This is a genomic window from Bacillus sp. FSL W8-0645, assembly GCF_038007905.1.
Classification (GTDB): Bacteria; Bacillota; Bacilli; order Bacillales; family Bacillaceae; genus Bacillus; species Bacillus pumilus.
Genome location: NZ_JBBOYC010000001.1, coordinates 1,499,592 through 1,514,529, shown reverse-complemented (window position 1 = coordinate 1,514,529; position 14,938 = coordinate 1,499,592). Strand labels below are relative to the sequence as shown.

19 protein-coding genes are annotated in these 14,938 nt (G+C 39.9%); 6 read left to right on the top strand and 13 right to left on the bottom strand.

The window, feature by feature from the left end:
* Positions 1-10: 10 nt before the first annotated feature.
* The 3 genes from ftsW to glsA form a co-directional block, all read right to left on the bottom strand.
* On the bottom strand, positions 11-1,222 hold the full coding sequence (ftsW, locus tag NST39_RS07630) for a putative lipid II flippase FtsW (RefSeq protein WP_044142014.1): 1,212 nt from the start codon (positions 1,220-1,222) through the stop codon (positions 11-13).
* Positions 1,223-1,432: 210 nt separating this feature from the next.
* Entirely contained in the window at positions 1,433-1,714 is a 282-nt protein-coding gene (locus tag NST39_RS07625) for a YlaN family protein (protein ID WP_034318078.1), read from the bottom strand.
* Between the two features lie 122 nt (positions 1,715-1,836).
* Positions 1,837-2,766 carry a glutaminase A gene (gene glsA / locus NST39_RS07620; RefSeq protein ID WP_003211229.1) on the bottom strand — a complete coding sequence of 310 codons (930 nt, stop codon included), beginning with the start codon at positions 2,764-2,766 and terminating at the stop codon, positions 1,837-1,839.
* A gap of 120 nt (positions 2,767-2,886) precedes the next feature.
* Between glsA and NST39_RS07615 the strand changes: the two genes are divergently transcribed.
* Positions 2,887-3,369 carry a hypothetical protein gene (locus tag NST39_RS07615; protein ID WP_050945113.1) on the top strand — a complete coding sequence of 161 codons (483 nt, stop codon included), beginning with the start codon at positions 2,887-2,889 and terminating at the stop codon, positions 3,367-3,369.
* Between the two features lie 16 nt (positions 3,370-3,385).
* Here NST39_RS07615 and NST39_RS07610 read toward each other — a convergent pair whose 3' ends face one another.
* Complete coding sequence (locus tag NST39_RS07610; protein ID WP_044142017.1) at positions 3,386-4,708, bottom strand: PhoH family protein; 1,323 nt, start codon at positions 4,706-4,708, stop codon at positions 3,386-3,388.
* A gap of 140 nt (positions 4,709-4,848) precedes the next feature.
* On the opposite strand from NST39_RS07610, the gene NST39_RS07605 reads away from it, so the two are divergent.
* Together NST39_RS07605 and NST39_RS07600 are read left to right on the top strand one after the other, a co-directional pair.
* Complete coding sequence (locus tag NST39_RS07605; protein WP_341027740.1) at positions 4,849-5,466, top strand: YhcN/YlaJ family sporulation lipoprotein; 618 nt, start codon at positions 4,849-4,851, stop codon at positions 5,464-5,466.
* 101 nt (positions 5,467-5,567) lie between these two features.
* On the top strand, positions 5,568-5,798 hold the full coding sequence (locus tag NST39_RS07600) for a YlaI family protein (RefSeq protein WP_003210787.1): 231 nt from the start codon (positions 5,568-5,570) through the stop codon (positions 5,796-5,798).
* 31 nt (positions 5,799-5,829) lie between these two features.
* Here NST39_RS07600 and NST39_RS07595 read toward each other — a convergent pair whose 3' ends face one another.
* Positions 5,830-6,111, bottom strand: a complete 282-nt coding sequence (locus NST39_RS07595) for a YlaH-like family protein (RefSeq protein WP_044142104.1) — start codon at positions 6,109-6,111, stop codon at positions 5,830-5,832.
* A 96-nt stretch (positions 6,112-6,207) separates the two neighbouring features.
* The gene (typA, locus tag NST39_RS07590; protein WP_044142019.1) at positions 6,208-8,046 is read right to left on the bottom strand and encodes a translational GTPase TypA; all 1,839 of its coding nucleotides are present in this window, start codon (positions 8,044-8,046) and stop codon (positions 6,208-6,210) included.
* A gap of 113 nt (positions 8,047-8,159) precedes the next feature.
* On the opposite strand from typA, the gene NST39_RS07585 reads away from it, so the two are divergent.
* Positions 8,160-8,339 carry a DUF5325 family protein gene (locus NST39_RS07585; RefSeq protein ID WP_003211596.1) on the top strand — a complete coding sequence of 60 codons (180 nt, stop codon included), beginning with the start codon at positions 8,160-8,162 and terminating at the stop codon, positions 8,337-8,339.
* A gap of 274 nt (positions 8,340-8,613) precedes the next feature.
* Positions 8,614-9,249: a hypothetical protein gene (locus tag NST39_RS07580; RefSeq protein ID WP_065097214.1), complete on the top strand. Its 636-nt coding sequence runs from the start codon at positions 8,614-8,616 to the stop codon at positions 9,247-9,249.
* 41 nt (positions 9,250-9,290) lie between these two features.
* On the opposite strand, the gene NST39_RS07575 is transcribed toward NST39_RS07580, so the two are convergent.
* From NST39_RS07575 to NST39_RS07550, 6 genes are all read right to left on the bottom strand, one after another.
* Positions 9,291-9,587 (bottom strand): anti-sigma factor family protein, encoded by a 297-nt coding sequence (locus tag NST39_RS07575; protein WP_341027734.1) that lies wholly within the window; start codon positions 9,585-9,587, stop codon positions 9,291-9,293.
* Positions 9,584-10,102 carry a sigma-70 family RNA polymerase sigma factor gene (locus tag NST39_RS07570; RefSeq protein ID WP_341027732.1) on the bottom strand — a complete coding sequence of 173 codons (519 nt, stop codon included), beginning with the start codon at positions 10,100-10,102 and terminating at the stop codon, positions 9,584-9,586. The genes NST39_RS07575 and NST39_RS07570 overlap by 4 nt, the downstream gene beginning before the upstream one ends.
* A complete protein-coding gene (locus NST39_RS07565; protein WP_126741232.1) occupies positions 10,102-10,365 on the bottom strand; it encodes a hypothetical protein in 264 nt (87 codons plus the stop codon). Before NST39_RS07565 ends, NST39_RS07570 begins: the two co-directional genes overlap by 1 nt.
* A complete protein-coding gene (locus tag NST39_RS07560; protein WP_341027730.1) occupies positions 10,355-12,268 on the bottom strand; it encodes a hypothetical protein in 1,914 nt (637 codons plus the stop codon). The genes NST39_RS07565 and NST39_RS07560 overlap by 11 nt, the downstream gene beginning before the upstream one ends.
* 111 nt (positions 12,269-12,379) lie before the next feature.
* The gene (locus NST39_RS07555) at positions 12,380-13,186 is read right to left on the bottom strand and encodes an inositol monophosphatase family protein (protein WP_217013106.1); all 807 of its coding nucleotides are present in this window, start codon (positions 13,184-13,186) and stop codon (positions 12,380-12,382) included.
* A gap of 133 nt (positions 13,187-13,319) precedes the next feature.
* The gene (locus NST39_RS07550) at positions 13,320-13,508 is read right to left on the bottom strand and encodes a hypothetical protein (protein ID WP_003211901.1); all 189 of its coding nucleotides are present in this window, start codon (positions 13,506-13,508) and stop codon (positions 13,320-13,322) included.
* Positions 13,509-13,796: 288 nt separating this feature from the next.
* On the opposite strand from NST39_RS07550, the gene NST39_RS07545 reads away from it, so the two are divergent.
* Positions 13,797-14,462 carry a DUF1054 domain-containing protein gene (locus NST39_RS07545; RefSeq protein ID WP_341027727.1) on the top strand — a complete coding sequence of 222 codons (666 nt, stop codon included), beginning with the start codon at positions 13,797-13,799 and terminating at the stop codon, positions 14,460-14,462.
* A 192-nt stretch (positions 14,463-14,654) separates the two neighbouring features.
* On the opposite strand, the gene NST39_RS07540 is transcribed toward NST39_RS07545, so the two are convergent.
* Positions 14,655-14,924, bottom strand: coding sequence for a UPF0223 family protein (locus NST39_RS07540; RefSeq protein ID WP_050945118.1), 270 nt, complete (start codon positions 14,922-14,924; stop codon positions 14,655-14,657).
* Between the last annotated feature and the right edge of the window lie 14 nt (positions 14,925-14,938).

Sequence of the window (14,938 nt, the reverse complement as noted above, 5' to 3'; positions counted from 1 at the left end):
CTTTTGTTTTCTAAAGATTCAAAGTTTTCTGCAATCCATTTTTTTGAACTGATGGCTTGCTCATTGATTTTTTCTTTTTGTAACGCTCTTTATATTCAGTAAACATGCTGATATTCAGCAATATTCCCATACAACCGCTCAGTAAAATGATGGACGATCCCCCGTAGCTAATAAACGGAAGAGTGACCCCAGTAATCGGAATCAGACCTGAAACACCGCCTAAATTAATGCATGTTTGGATCGCAATCATGGAGGAAATTCCTATTGCAAGCAAACTTCCAAATGGATCTTCACACTTTCTTGCAATATAAAAACCTTTCACGACGATGAAGCCAAGGAGAGCGAGTACAAAAAATACTCCGAAAAAGCCAAGCTCTTCTGAAATGATGGCCATGATAAAATCTGTGTGCGGCTCTGGAAGATACCCGTACTTTTGAACGCTTTCTCCTAGACCCAGTCCAAAAAAGCCGCCTGATCCAATGGCGTAATAGGAATTAATCAATTGATGTCCAGTATCCCCTGCATCTTTAAAGGGATCTTGGAAACTCTCAAAACGCCCAAGGCGATTTTGCGTGAATATTTTATCCCAGAACAGAATAATAAATGGGGTTACGATGACCATCACGGCACTAAATAACGCCAGCAACTTAGCAAGTGTTTTCCCGCTAAAACCTGAGCATAAAATCATGGCAAGAGCAATCATGCCAATGATAAAGGCTGTCCCATAGTCTGGCTGCAAAATGATAAATCCGCATAAGATCGAAACAATCACGATTGGAGGTGTGACTCCTCGTAAAATATGATCAATATAATGCTGCTTTTTTGCATACACAGCAGCAAGATAGATAATAACGACAATCTTCACAAATTCCGCCGGCTGAAGACTGAACGGGCCTACTTTAATCCAGCTTCTTGCGTTCCCTGCAATATGACCGCCAAAGTACACATAGATGAGGGAAAAAACGGATAGCAGCAGCATACCGATTTGAAATTTCTTATTTGAAAACAGCTGATATGGAACGAGTGCCGTAAAGAGCAAGATGACCGCTCCAACGATCATAAATAAAAGCTGTTTCTTAAAAAAATTATCTGGCGCGGCATCGTATCTAATCACAGATGTAATCATACTTGAGCTATACACCATGACCAAACCGAATGCGCTAATTAAAATAATGGCGAACAATAATGAGTAGTCATACGATTTTAGCATTCTCTTTAACATATAATCCTCTTCCTAACGTCTGTTTCTACTGCTTGATATCCTCTTAGCTGTTTTTATTCTACTACATTTTCTCTGTTTGATCTCGTTTTACCTCTTTTATATTGTTCGTCATTCATGAAAGAATCAAGTCCGTTTGACATGAAACAATGAAAAGAAAATAGAGGACAAAAAAACTCAAACTTATGTTAAGGAAGTTTGAGTTTTCAATCATTATTTTTTTGTGAACGCATCATGAAGTGCGGAAAGCTCTCTCTCAAGTTTATCGAGTAGTTTCTTACCTTCATGTTGATCAACTAATCCAAGCCGGACAGCAAAATCAATTTCTCTCGATAATCCGAACATTTGAGTATCTAAAACCTCTTCATAAAGAGGACATTGCGGCATCGTTAAGTTGTCCATTTGCACTTGGATCAATTTTAAAATTTTATCTGCATCCAATTTTAATAAAGACAGTGCTTTTTGCCGATGATCGACTAAAATTTCTGACGCCAAAAGTATCCCTCCGTTCCCCAGGCGAGTACCTAATTCTTCTATTTATCATAAAGCGAAACGCCCAAAATTGCAAGCAGATTTGTACAGTTCGCTTTGTAAAAATAAAAAGAAGCCCTCCTTCATTAAAAGATACTCATCTCGTATTTTTCACTCATCAGCTCAAGCAGCTTAATCCCAGCAATACTATTTCCTTTTTCATCCAGAGCCGGACCGAAGATACCGATTCCAAAATCATATGGTGCAGCTCCCATAATCCCTCCTGAGACACCGCTTTTTGCAGGAATTCCGATGTTAATGGCAAATTCTCCGCTCGCATTGTACATGCCGCACGTCACCATAAAGGTTTTACAAATTCTAGCGACATCTTTCGAAAGAATTTGCTTCCCCGTTTCTGGATGTCTGCCGTCTAATGAAAAAACACAAGCAATTTTCGCCAAATCCAAGCTGTTCATCATGATGGCACATTGTTTCGTATAGACGTCCATGACTTCCTCTACGTTCCCTCTAATAATATGATATTGCTTCATATAATAGCACATCGCCCGGTTAATCATCGATGTCTCAAATTCGGAGGCTGCTGTTTCCTTGCAGTATGTAATGCTTTTGTCATTTGCAAGCTCTCTAATGAAGCTAAGCAACCGGCCCAGCTGATCTTGCGGAGTCGCTCCTCTGATTAAACTCGTGACTGCGAGCGCCCCTGCATTAATCATTGGATTCAGCGGTTTATTCGGACTCGCTGTTTCCAGTTTGATCATTGAATTAAACGGGTCACCTGTTGGTTCTTGTCCAACAAATTGAAAGACTTTTTTTGGCCCTTCTTCTGAGAGCACAAGCGCCAGTGCTAATACTTTTGAAATGCTTTGAAGGGTAAATCGTTTATCTACATCTCCAGCTGAGTGGCACGTATTGCTCACATGATACACAGCCACAGATAAATCCGTCTGATCCGCTTTGCCGAGAGCGGGAATATAGGATGCTACTTGACCATCTTTGGCCACTTTTTTTGCTTCTTCTACAAATCGCTGAAGCTCTTCATTGTCGCGACATGCCATGCCTCATACACTCCCTATCGTTCATGTACGATTAGTGTGTACAAGGTGCAGCATGTTTATGAAAGTGACAAAGCGGGAGAAAACTTCTATAATTTATGTTGGAAAGGGGTTGTCTTGAACATGAGCATCATTCAAATCAAGGGGAACGTACAGTACAAGATCACCATTGATCCAAGTGTATGGATTTTTGATGACCGTAAATTTTTAATGGATTCATTCTTTGAAAAAAATGCAGCAAGTGAAGAGAAGCAGCTAGATCAGGAGCTTGACCAAGAGCGGGTTATAAGAGAAGGTCAAACTCTTCCACCCACGTTAAAAACAGAGAAGAAGTACGAAAAGGAAAGACTCGTCACAGGCAGCTTCGGGATGAAGCTTGGCGATATGCTAAAAAATGCTGAGCCGCTTGAACATGCGGATACATGCGAATTTGTCACAGAAACAGGTACAATTGCTGTGCCGCTTTCTCAGGCAATGGAAAGCATTGCTCATTTCAGCCAACATGGTAAGCCAATCACAGAAGAAGGACCAATCCACGTCTATTTCGCGGATCAGTCCAACCTCACTCAGCCGATAAAAGGTGTCAAAGAGCTCATCATTACATAAGAACAGAGGGTCTGGACTATAGCAAATCAGCGGCAAGCTGTGCAAGTCCAGACCTTTCTCCTTTGACAAGCTTGACATGTCCAGATATTTGCTGCCCTTTGAACCGTTCAATCACATACGTCAGCCCATTATTTAAGCTGTCTAAATAAGGGTGATCAATTTGCTCTGGATCTCCCATCAGCACAATTTTACTTCCCTCTCCGACTCGCGTTAATAATGTTTTCACCTCGTGCTTAGTTAAATTTTGCGCCTCATCAATGATAATAAATTGATCAGGTATACTTCTGCCCCGAATATATGTCAATGCTTCGACTTGAATAGATCCAATTCCCGCCAAAATCGCATCAAGCTCGCCCGGCTTTTTTGTATTAAATAAAAACTCTAGGTTGTCATAGATCGGCTGCATCCATGGTCTGAGCTTTTCTTCCTTTTCTCCAGGCAAATATCCTATATCTTTCCCAACAGGCACGATGGAGCGCGCCACGATCAACTTTTTAAACATACCAAGGTCCTCTGTCTGCATTAACCCGGCAGCAAGTGCAAGCAATGTTTTACCAGTCCCCGCTTTTCCAATCAGTGTCACGAGCGGAATATCACGGCGCAAAAGCAACTCGAGTGCCATCGTCTGCTGGACATTCTTTGGACGGATTCCCCAAATATGCTCTTGATCATAAACGAGACGTTTCACTTGATCTGCCTTTTGATCAAGCATTCCTAAAGCAGAACCGCCTTCATTTCCCTTCATGATGACAAATTGATGTGGGTTGAATGGTGCACTTGTGACCTCTTTTATTGGTAATTGATTTTGCTTATAAAATGTATTCAATTGCTCAGTCGGAATGTAGAGCTCATGATAGCCATTATCGATGTCTTCATTTTGCAAAACACGGTCACTTAAAAAGTCTTCTGCTTGAAGCCCTATAGCATCTGCCTTTACCCGCACTAACACATCCTTGCTGACCAAAATAACAGGCCTGCCATGAGGCTTTGTTTCTTCCTCTAAGCTTAAATTTTTCGCGACTGCCAAAATTCGATTATCGTTCGTTTTTTCAATAAAAATTTCTTGAAGCTCATGAAAAGAGCGGTGATTCAGTTCAATGCGCAACGTCCCATTTGACTCTAGTGTAATTTTTTCATGCAGTTTCCCTTTCGATCTTAAACCGTCGATTAGGCGTGAGACGCGCCGGGCATTTTGTCCAACCTCGTCCATATATCTCTTTTTTGAGTCTACTTCTTCTAACACAACGGCTGGTATGACGACCTCGTTGTCTTCAAATGAAAAGATTGAATTCGGATCCTGTAATAACACATTTGTGTCTAATACATAAATTTTACTCAGGTCCTTCGCCTCCTGATCGGGGTTTCATTCATCCTTGTCTTTCCCAAAACGATTGTTAAAATATATGTTTTCATGAATAAAGTTAGAAGGTTAATTCAACAATAAAATAAATCATGCAGTTTGTGAAGGAGGGAATACAGATGCGACTATTTTTGACATTATTCATGTGTCAAGCCATCATTCTGTTGGGCGCTTGCCAGCAGCAGGAAAAGAGAGAGGCACTAGACAAGCAAGATGGTCGCCAGCACGTAGTACGGGTGTCAGACTCAACGAAGAAAAAGACCAATCAAGACCGGTCATCCACAGATGTTGCACAGCATCTTGTCAAAGTGACAGAGCACGTAGCAGATGTCAATGATGCAACGGCGATCGTCATCGGCCGCTATGCTGTTGTTGGTATTGATGTAAAAGATGATTTAGATAGAAGCAAAGTAGAAACCATTAAATATTCTGTTGCAAAAGCACTGAAAAATGATCCAGAAGGTGCGAATGCTGTTGTGGTCGCTGATCCGGATACAGTCAGCCGGCTAAAAGAAATGGGCAAAGAAATACAAGCAGGCCGTCCTATCAGTGGGATTATGGATGAACTAGCCGCCATTGTCGGCCGCGTGATGCCCGAGATGCCGAGAAATGAAATTGATCGCCACGAAACAGATCCGACAAATGAGCCGAATGATCAGCTCAAACAAAATGATCAAAAGCAGTTAGACGAACATCAAAACGATCAATCAAACCATCATATGAATCAGAAGAAATAAAGAAAACGGCTTATATCTCCTGTGATATAAGCCGTTTTCTACGCTGATTTTAAGTAGCTGGAAAACATGCTATAATAAATGCAATAAGTGAGGTGAAAAGGATGAGAGTGAAGTGCTCAATATGTGAGAAGCTTGAAACCATTGATGATGATACACTCGTTGCTAAGCGGTTAAGAAATCGACCGATTCATACATATATGTGCGATGACTGTCAGGAACGTATTAAAGTAAAGACAGAAGCACGCATCAAGACTGGCAGATTCTCTCTTTATCAAGATCCTGCGACAAAAGAGAAAAAGAAGAAAAAAGGAAAAAAAGAACAAAAGACATAAAAAAAGACCTGACACAAGTTCAGGTCTTTTTTTACGTATTCACTGTTCCTTCTTTTTTCGCACGATGCAGCCTGATTTTATAAATAATCAAAATGACAGCTGCCACGACTAGACCTTCCGCTACTGGCAGGAAGATTCCTAGAAATGTGAGAAACGTGCAGCCAAAAATCAAAAACAAGTAAATCACGAGCGCTTTTAAAATCGGTAAACGTCTAGCAAAGCCGAGCTTAAAAACAATAATCGCTAAAACAAGGATGGTGCCATATAGGAGCCACATCCCTGTTTGCGGATTTTCATCGACACGAAACAGCATCGCGAAAAAGGATAGATTTTCACTTACTTCCTGATCATTCAAAAAGATTCCCTCCCCTTATCTTTCAGGGTTCTATCTCTTTAATTCTTCATGGAATTAAGATAATCCTGCTAGCTTTTTCTTCTTCGCTGATTTCTCACGTTCGTTTTTATCTAAAATTTTCTTTCTTAAACGAATTGATTCAGGTGTAACCTCACAGTATTCGTCCTCATTCAAGTACTCAAGAGATTCCTCAAGTGACATAATACGTGGTTTTTTCATGCTCACCGTTTGATCTTTCGTCGCTGACCGTACGTTTGTTTGTTGTTTCATACGGCTAACGTTGACAACAAGATCGTTCTCACGGTTATGCTCACCAACAATCATTCCTTGGTATACTTCAACACCCGGCTCAACAAAGATCACACCGCGCTCTTCAACGCCTTGGATTCCGTAAGCAGTCGCTTTACCTGTTTCCATTGAAACAAGTACTCCTTGACGGCGTCCGCCGACTTGACCAGATTGCATTGGCTGGTAGCTGTCAAACGTATGGTTCAAAATACCAAAACCACGAGTTAATGAAAGAAATTCAGTTGTATATCCGATTAAACCACGTGAAGGCACTGTAAAGATCAGGCGAACTTGACCATTCCCATTATTGATCATGTCAATCATTTCACCTTTTCGTGCGCCCATTGATTCCATGATAGAGCCAGTGTGCTCTTCTGGTACATCAATTTGAACGCGTTCAACAGGCTCACATCGAACACCGTCAACTTCTTTTACAATAACTTCTGGCTTCGATACTTGTAATTCAAATCCTTCACGTCTCATATTCTCAATAAGAATGGATAAGTGAAGCTCTCCGCGTCCAGATACAACCCACGCATCAGGTGAATCAGTTGGATCAACACGAAGACTAACGTCTGTTTGAAGCTGCTGCTCTAAGCGCTCTTCAATTTTACGTGATGTTACGTATTTTCCTTCACGGCCTGCAAATGGGCTGTTGTTCACAACAAACGTCATTTGAAGTGTTGGCTCATCAATACGGAGGATTGGCAAAGCCTCTTGGTGTTCAACAGGACAAACCGTTTCACCTACGTTAATGTCTTCCATTCCAGAAACAGCAACAAGATCTCCTGCTTTCGCCTCATTGATTTCCACTCGTTTTAACCCTTGGAAACCAAAAATCTTCGTCACACGGAATTGTTTCACACTGCCGTCAACTTTCATTAAGGCTACTTGCTGTCCTACTTGCATTGTTCCTCTGAATACACGACCAATCCCAATTCTTCCAACATAATCATTGTAATCAAGTAGTGCCACTTGGAATTGAAGCGGCTCTTCATGGTTATCAACTGGGCAAGGGATATGGTTAACAATGGCTTCAAACAAAGATTCCATGTTTTCATCTTGCTTGCTCGCATCGTTACTTGCTGTACCATTGATTGCTGATGCATAGACAACTGGGAATTCAAGCTGTTCTTCTGTTGCATCCAATTCAATGAACAAGTCAATTACTTCATCGACTACTTCAGCCGGGCGAGCAAAGTCACGGTCAATTTTGTTGACAACAACGATTGGTGTTAAGTTTTGCTCAAGTGCTTTTTTCAGCACAAAGCGTGTTTGAGGCATACAGCCTTCATAAGCATCCACAACGAGAAGTACACCATCTACCATTTTCATGATACGCTCAACCTCACCACCGAAATCGGCGTGTCCTGGTGTATCTAAAATATTAATGCGTGTATCTTTATAATGGATCGCAGTATTTTTAGCTAAAATCGTAATACCGCGCTCTCGCTCTAAATCATTTGAATCCATGGCTCTCTCAGCGATATTTTCATTCGCACGGAAAGTACCAGCTTGATGGAGCAATTGGTCAACAAGCGTCGTTTTACCATGGTCAACGTGGGCAATAATTGCGATGTTGCGAAGATCTTTTCGAAGTTTCACATTTTCATCTCCTAAAATAATTAGATAACTTTCATATTATATCACAATCCCCTTTAAATGCCGATCGTTTTTCTGTAAACTTATATTAACTCTAAAAAAAGGGATGGAGAAAAATGAAACAAATCAAATGGCTTCTATTATTATGTGCATTACTTGCGGTTGTCAGTATGGCGTTTATTGGGGTAACTCTTGCAGAAAAAAACGTGCTGGGTATTTGTCTAAGTATTGTGTTTGCCATGATTTTCATGGGTACAGGATTTACATTAAAAAGAAAATTAAACGTGCAATCATAAAATTTCTCAAAAGCCTTTTACATTCTATATGTAGAAGGCTTTTATTTTTGGTAAAAACAAGACCAACCACCTATGAAAGGTCGGGTATAAAGACAGAACATATCATTTAGGCTTGGCAAAAGTAAGCATTCTGAACCTCTTCATTTTTCGACAAGAACTTTTATAGTTCTCCAAAATCAAACACAAAGTTACAATTTTCCTATTCTTCCACAAACTTTCTCATGGTATGCTGTTCTTGCAACAAAATTTAACAGAAAAGGGAGAGAAAAGAAGCATGAAGAAGATTTTGAGCAAATCGCTCAGCTCTGTTGTATTTTTCGCTTTAGCTATTATTCTTACTTTCACAACAGTAGCTCCTGGGCAAGCAAGCGCTGCAACTTTCAAAGGGATTCCTTTCGAGCAGCAGCAAGTCATTAAAGAATTATTGGAGAAAAACGAGCGTGTCATCAACATTCTCATCAACTCATTTGTTGAGGAAGACAACAACTACACATTTGATGTGAAAAAAGCTGTTGAGCTCGGACTAACTGAAGAAGAAGCGGCGACTGCTGAGAAATTCTTAGATCGCGCAGCTGTTCTGACAATCGTTTTCAGTGAAAGCATCACTAAAAACGAAAAAGGAAAATTGGTTTTTGATGCAGCGAAAGCTGTTGAACTTGGTCTTACAAAAGAAGAAGCGGCTAAATTTGAAAAGCTGTTGAAATCAGTGATCAGAATTGCTGATCTTGCTGGTGAGGCACTTGTTTTAGACAAAAAAGGTAATGTTGTCATTGATTCAAAAATCGCTAAAGGTATTGGATTCAGCTCTACTGAATTACTTGTTTTCAACCAAATGCTGAAGAAAATTCCTCAAGAGCAATTAAAATCGGTCTATGATGCAATTCAAATTGCTAAAGAAAAATTAAGCTAAGCTCGAAAACCCCCATCTGGATCGCCCAGATGGGGGTTTTTTTATTTCAGCCAATAAATAATGATCATCATCACATACCCTAAACCAAACACGATGCTTGCTCGGTATATTAACTTGCCATAATAGCGCTTCTCGAACTTTCTTTTTTCTTCCTTTTCATCTATATATGGCATGAGGTGAGGTGGCTGGATAAGAGTGATTGGTTCTTTCATTTCTTGATAAAGTTGCCGGCAGCTCTCGCAGGTTTGTAGATGCTCGGCTATTATTTTATTGGTACCCGCACTTGTGTCTCCCTCTATATAAAGGGGTAACAATTCTTCGATCAAATAACAGCTCATGTATTGAACTCCTCACAATGTAGCATTCGCTTCAGCTCTAATCTCGCTCGATGAAGGGTTGTTTTGACTTTAGATAAAGTCCAATTCAAAATTTCAGCTACTTCTTCATATGACAATTCCTGAATATCTCTTAAAATAAGGACCTCTCGGTATGAATCCTTCAGCTGATTGATATGATGCCACAGCCTTTGAATGTCAGCTTGTGTTTCGACGTGGTCCTCTGGTGTCAAAAAGGACTGCTGCTCTAAGTAATCAACCTCTTCTACATTCGTAAATGTCCATTTGATTTTCCGGCGATAGTCATTCACAAATGTATGATAAGCAATGGTATAAAGCCATGTTTTCACACTAGAATGTCCTTTAAAAGAGGATAAACCATGTAGAGCCTTCATAAATACATCTTGCGCAAGATCCTTGGCCGTTTCCATATTCCCTGTCCGCCGATATAGATATTTGGTGATTTCCTGAAAATATTCTTCATAGATTTTTTCAATTTGATCAGCTGGTCTGGACATTAGAAATAAAACCACACAGTCATCCAAATCGATAAGACAATGAAAAAGAAGTATAACGAGTAAATAAACCCCTTCATGCGTTTTAACTCATTATAGTCATTCTGATCTTCAATCAGTGCTGAACCTTGTTTATTCCCTATGACAACATGCTGAAATTGCTGCTCATGTGACTTCATCCAGCTGTATGCTTCGTCACCCAGCTCCCCTTCTTGATACAGTTCATATAAGTCTTGAAAGATGGCTTGTTTTTCTTTATCTGTCAAAACGGTGCACCTCTTTTGTTCGTCCATTTACTTCATAAATTTTACGCTCATTTGATCCAAAGGTTTGAATGATGACTAGCCATGAAATGTCCATTTCCCCTTCTTTGTTGATCATTCTAACTGGTTTTATTTGTTTTTTATAAATCATAGATGGTTTCTCATTTTTCAATACTTGTTGATAGACTTCATCACGATCTTTATACGATACAACATCCGGTATAGAGGACACTGGTTCCAGCCTCAGTTCAATTCCATCATGATCTCTAAACACACGCAGTAGATGAGAGGATCGATTAAATGTATACTGTTTGGTTTCATTAGTACCTGTCTTTTTCTTCACGTCTTCTGGCTTTTTCTCTATGAGCTTTAACAAATCTTCATCGCTGACGTTCTCTTTTTTCTGTTGAAGAAGCGTTTTTGACAACTTGAAGCTGATGATATCTTTTGTTGAGCCATTAAACAGAAACTCCGATTGATCTTTTGTTGTGACCCTCACTTCATGCTGCCAATCCAAATAAAAATCATCAATACCTGTGATTTGATAAATTGGCAGCTTTAGGTTTAAATGTTTATAAATACTGTTGATCCTGTTTTTTATCTCCATTTCTGTTAAATGGATTCCGTCTGTATCCTTTAATTGAAAGATGGCGTTTACGTATTGCGCTTGTCGAAGCGTCCCTTTTTCCCAGGTGGCAAACGCTAAACTGTCCTCTTCATTCTGAGACATTTTTGGCAGAAGAAGAACGTCCGTCTCTCCGTCCTCTTTTTTTACAGCTAATTGAATGCGCTGTAGATCGATTGACCGCCCGCTTCTTTCAAAAAATTCAATGGTTTTTTTTCTATATTCTTTATCGGTTAGTTCCTTTCCCTCTAAACGACCTCGATAAGAATAACCGCTTAATTCGCCTGTAAACGCAGAAATATTCACTTCATACTGATCATCTGCAAACACGTAATGATAAGGGCTAGCATTTAAATACAGCGATTGATCCTCTGGTACAAATTTTGAAGCGAATGCTTTTGCACTTACTGCTGATAAAGGGCGATATTCTTCTGAAAATGTATCTACCAGTTCCGTTTTGGTGAATTGGAACATGGTATGAGGAATATTGACAATCGGATTGAGTAATAGCAGAAAAAAGACAGCTATACAACCAGCACCCCACTTCCTTAATCTCACCTTGTCCCGTAGTAAAGCAGATAACAAATAAATCGTCATAAAGCTTCCTGCTGCTGCTACTAAAATGACAATCGATTTAAATGTAGATTGAAGCTCATACTTCGAAATAGAAGGATAAAATATATAAAGCAAGGCTGCAAAAATCAAACCATAGAATAAAATCAGTTCCTTCCACTTCCAGTGCCAAAACAAGCGAAAGAAAAGGTGCAGCAGCAAAGCGGCAAAGCAAGCCATAGCCAAAATGGTGATCATATCTCTCCATACTAGCCCCGTATCACCGCTAAGAAAGAACTTTTTGCTTTCAGCAAACACAATAAACACTGTTTGACATAAAGGCAGAAGTAATACAGATAAATCAAAAGCAAAAAACATACCTTTATTTTTTAAATAAGGAAGAGTAATAACATAGTACAGTGATGCAAGCAAGACATACCCATAGATAAGAAATTGCATGAAATCCGTCAGCACTTCAAATGTTTCAATCGTATACTGTCTAGCTAGAACTTGGTGGCTCATTTCAAGTGTCATTCCGCCTAGCAGGACTACTCTTAATACAAGCCCAGCATAAAATACATAACCACTTTTCTTTTCTTTCCATATAGGAAGTGTCATAAAAAGGACAAATAGTCCAAGTACACACCATTGAATGATGCGAATACTGTACTCGTTTAAAATAAAATACCTTTCAAAATGGAGGGATAAATCACTAAACAAATCTAACATTAAAACACAATCCTTTACATCAAATTAAGGCCTCGTTCGTATAGACATTTCTCTTTCCAAAAAGTTTCATCAAATACAAAAAATCACTTCATTCTCATGAAGTGATTTGGTTTATTTTTTATTTCCACTGCCTTTTATGTAATCGTGCAAGATTTTTTTACAAACGGATCGATTTCCGGCGACGATACTGTTTTTGTCTAAAAACGTTAGGCGTTCTCCGTGTATATTTGAGTAGACTGCCCCTACTTCATCAAGAAGCACACAGCCTGCTGCATAATCCCACGGTGCAAGCCTTAACGTGACGTATGCGTCACTTCTGCCGCTTGCGATATAAGCGAGCTCCAGGGCAGCTGATCCAATCGTTCTCGTCCCTCTCACATCACGCACAAGGCGGGCAAACGGTTTAGCATCAAAATAAGGGCTTTCGATCGCCCAGGTCGGGTTAATGCCGACAATGGCTTTTTCAATCGCTACATCTTTTAATGGCGGAAGCAGGGTATCATTCATATAAGCCCCTTCTCCTTTGACCGCATGGTAAAGCTCGTCATGAATGACGTCATATATGAGACCGATTTTCCCAATGCCATTTTCAAATATCCCGATTGAAATGGCAAAGTTGCGTTTTTGATGGACAAAGTTCATTGTGCCATCGATTGGATCAATGATCCACACGATCCCATCCAGTGAGGTCACCTCTTCCCCTTGTCCCTCTTCACCTAAAATATGATGATCTGAAAATGTCGATTGTATCTTTTCAATGAAAAAACGTTCTGTTTCTTTATCGATATTTGTGACAAGATCATTTGGATTTGATTTTGTTTCAATTGATAGACCTTCCTGCATGGATGCTTTAATACGGCTTCCTGCTTCTTTTACCCAAAGCTTTGCAAGACGGTCAATTTCCACCCAGTTTGTCATCAGACTGTAAACCTCTTTTCTATGTAATACCTATTTGTAATAGCATACTGATATTATGTGCGTAAAAGCAAGAAAAAAGCAGCTTCATACAAAAACGAACCGATGAATTGGTTCGTTTTTACCTCACCTTGTTTTACCCTTTAAGCTGCTCCCATTCTTTTCTTAGGCGCTCAAGCTTTCGTTTGCTGCGTTCGATTTGGATGTCATCTTTTTGCTCGATGGCTTCATGAAGCGTAGAAAGCTCATAGTCCACCTCTAATCTCCACACAGCGATGCGATTCTTCTTCTCCTGTCTATACCCCTGCTTCACGATTTGCTTCATTTGGTCAACGCCCCTTCCAGAGAATGATTCATTCCTTGTCAGTTTTCATTGATAAAAAATTCAATCGATAAGAGAATTGGTTCTTGCTTATATCGTATGAAGCGATCGCATAACCGCAACGACATTCTGAAAATTGTGTTTTTACCTATTTGTTATGTACCACAAAATCGTTGTTTTTAAACGCTGCCCTTCTTCCTCTACAATCTTTGATCCGACGGTGCATCTTTTTTTGAGCTTAACCCAAGCTATGATAAAATATGATCAGCGAAAGAATACAGGAGGCATAATATGAGTGAAATGCGTTTTAGAGATGAAGATTTTGAGACATTTACAGTTGACGGTTTAGATGAACGAATGGTCGTATTAAAAGAAAGAGTCCGTCCAAAGCTTGAGGCGCTTGGTGAACACTTTGCACCACTTCTTTCTTCTATTACAGGAGACGAAATGTTTGTACACGTCGCAAAGCATGCTAGAAGATCAGTCAATCCGCCAAATGATACGTGGGTTGCTTTTGCGAACAGCAAGCGTGGGTATAAAAAACTCCCTCATTTTCAAATTGGGCTTTGGAAAACACATGTCTTTGTGTGGTTTGCTCTTATTTATGAATCTCCTGTGAAAGGCGAATATGGTCAGCTATTTGAAAAAGAACTAGACACCATTCAGAAGAAAATACCGCAAGATTTTGTTTGGTCTAAAGATCATATGAAACCAGATGTCATGCGTCACAGCGAGCTCGATGCAGAACAGTTGAAAACGCTGTTTGAACGTGTCCAAACGGTGAAAAAAGCCGAGCTCCTTTGCGGCATTCAGTTGCCTAGAGAAGAAGTCGTTCAAATGAATAATGAAGAATTTTTATCAAAAATCGAAGATGCCTTTCGCACGTTGACTTATCTATACCGCTTTACACAAAAACAATCTGAAACGAGCCCATCTAGGCTCGTTTCAGATTGTTGACAAAGGGCTAAAATGATCTTTATTTTAGCCCTTTGTCTTCTTTTCAGCGTGATAGAAAACCTTTGCAGTCTAGGAAGGGCGAGCACAGGAGCGGAGCGAATTTGACATTCGTGAGCACCGGAGCACAGTCCTGACAAAGAATGCGAGGGTTTGTCTACACGCTGAAACGAGCCCATCTAGGCTCGTTTTTTCTTACATACGTATAATGGCGGACTCTTCTGCCTCTCTTGCCGTTTTCACTGTACGATAAGGAGAATACCCGCTTTCCTTTTCAAACGCTGCACAATGCGTCTTTTCTTCTGCTTTTGATGGCACAATCTCTTTAAAGCGTTTATAAGTATCTAATAACTCCTGTTTCGCTATTCCTTTTTCATAGGCTTTTTCAACAGCTTGAAAAAACGAAATAACCGCAATTTTTTCCTCTGTTGTCCAGTCGACGTCCATTGGATATTGATATTCCATTTACTTGTCCCTCA

Excerpts from the sequence above, each read along its gene's own strand:
- ftsW (WP_044142014.1), bottom strand. The coding sequence starts at position 1,222 with ATGTTAAAGAGAATGCTAAAATCGTATGACTACTCATTATTGTTCGCC.
- glsA (WP_003211229.1), bottom strand. The coding sequence starts at position 2,766 with ATGGCATGTCGCGACAATGAAGAGCTTCAGCGATTTGTAGAAGAAGCA.
- NST39_RS07615 (WP_050945113.1), top strand. The coding sequence starts at position 2,887 with ATGAGCATCATTCAAATCAAGGGGAACGTACAGTACAAGATCACCATT.
- NST39_RS07605 (WP_341027740.1), top strand. The coding sequence starts at position 4,849 with ATGCGACTATTTTTGACATTATTCATGTGTCAAGCCATCATTCTGTTG.
- NST39_RS07600 (WP_003210787.1), top strand. The coding sequence starts at position 5,568 with ATGAGAGTGAAGTGCTCAATATGTGAGAAGCTTGAAACCATTGATGAT.
- NST39_RS07595 (WP_044142104.1), bottom strand. The coding sequence starts at position 6,111 with ATGCTGTTTCGTGTCGATGAAAATCCGCAAACAGGGATGTGGCTCCTA.
- NST39_RS07585 (WP_003211596.1), top strand. The coding sequence starts at position 8,160 with ATGAAACAAATCAAATGGCTTCTATTATTATGTGCATTACTTGCGGTT.
- NST39_RS07580 (WP_065097214.1), top strand. The coding sequence starts at position 8,614 with ATGAAGAAGATTTTGAGCAAATCGCTCAGCTCTGTTGTATTTTTCGCT.
- NST39_RS07575 (WP_341027734.1), bottom strand. The coding sequence starts at position 9,587 with ATGAGCTGTTATTTGATCGAAGAATTGTTACCCCTTTATATAGAGGGA.
- NST39_RS07570 (WP_341027732.1), bottom strand. The coding sequence starts at position 10,102 with ATGTCCAGACCAGCTGATCAAATTGAAAAAATCTATGAAGAATATTTT.
- NST39_RS07560 (WP_341027730.1), bottom strand. The coding sequence starts at position 12,268 with ATGTTAGATTTGTTTAGTGATTTATCCCTCCATTTTGAAAGGTATTTT.
- NST39_RS07555 (WP_217013106.1), bottom strand. The coding sequence starts at position 13,186 with ATGACAAACTGGGTGGAAATTGACCGTCTTGCAAAGCTTTGGGTAAAA.
- NST39_RS07550 (WP_003211901.1), bottom strand. The coding sequence starts at position 13,508 with ATGAAGCAAATCGTGAAGCAGGGGTATAGACAGGAGAAGAAGAATCGC.
- NST39_RS07545 (WP_341027727.1), top strand. The coding sequence starts at position 13,797 with ATGAGTGAAATGCGTTTTAGAGATGAAGATTTTGAGACATTTACAGTT.
- NST39_RS07540 (WP_050945118.1), bottom strand. The coding sequence starts at position 14,924 with ATGGAATATCAATATCCAATGGACGTCGACTGGACAACAGAGGAAAAA.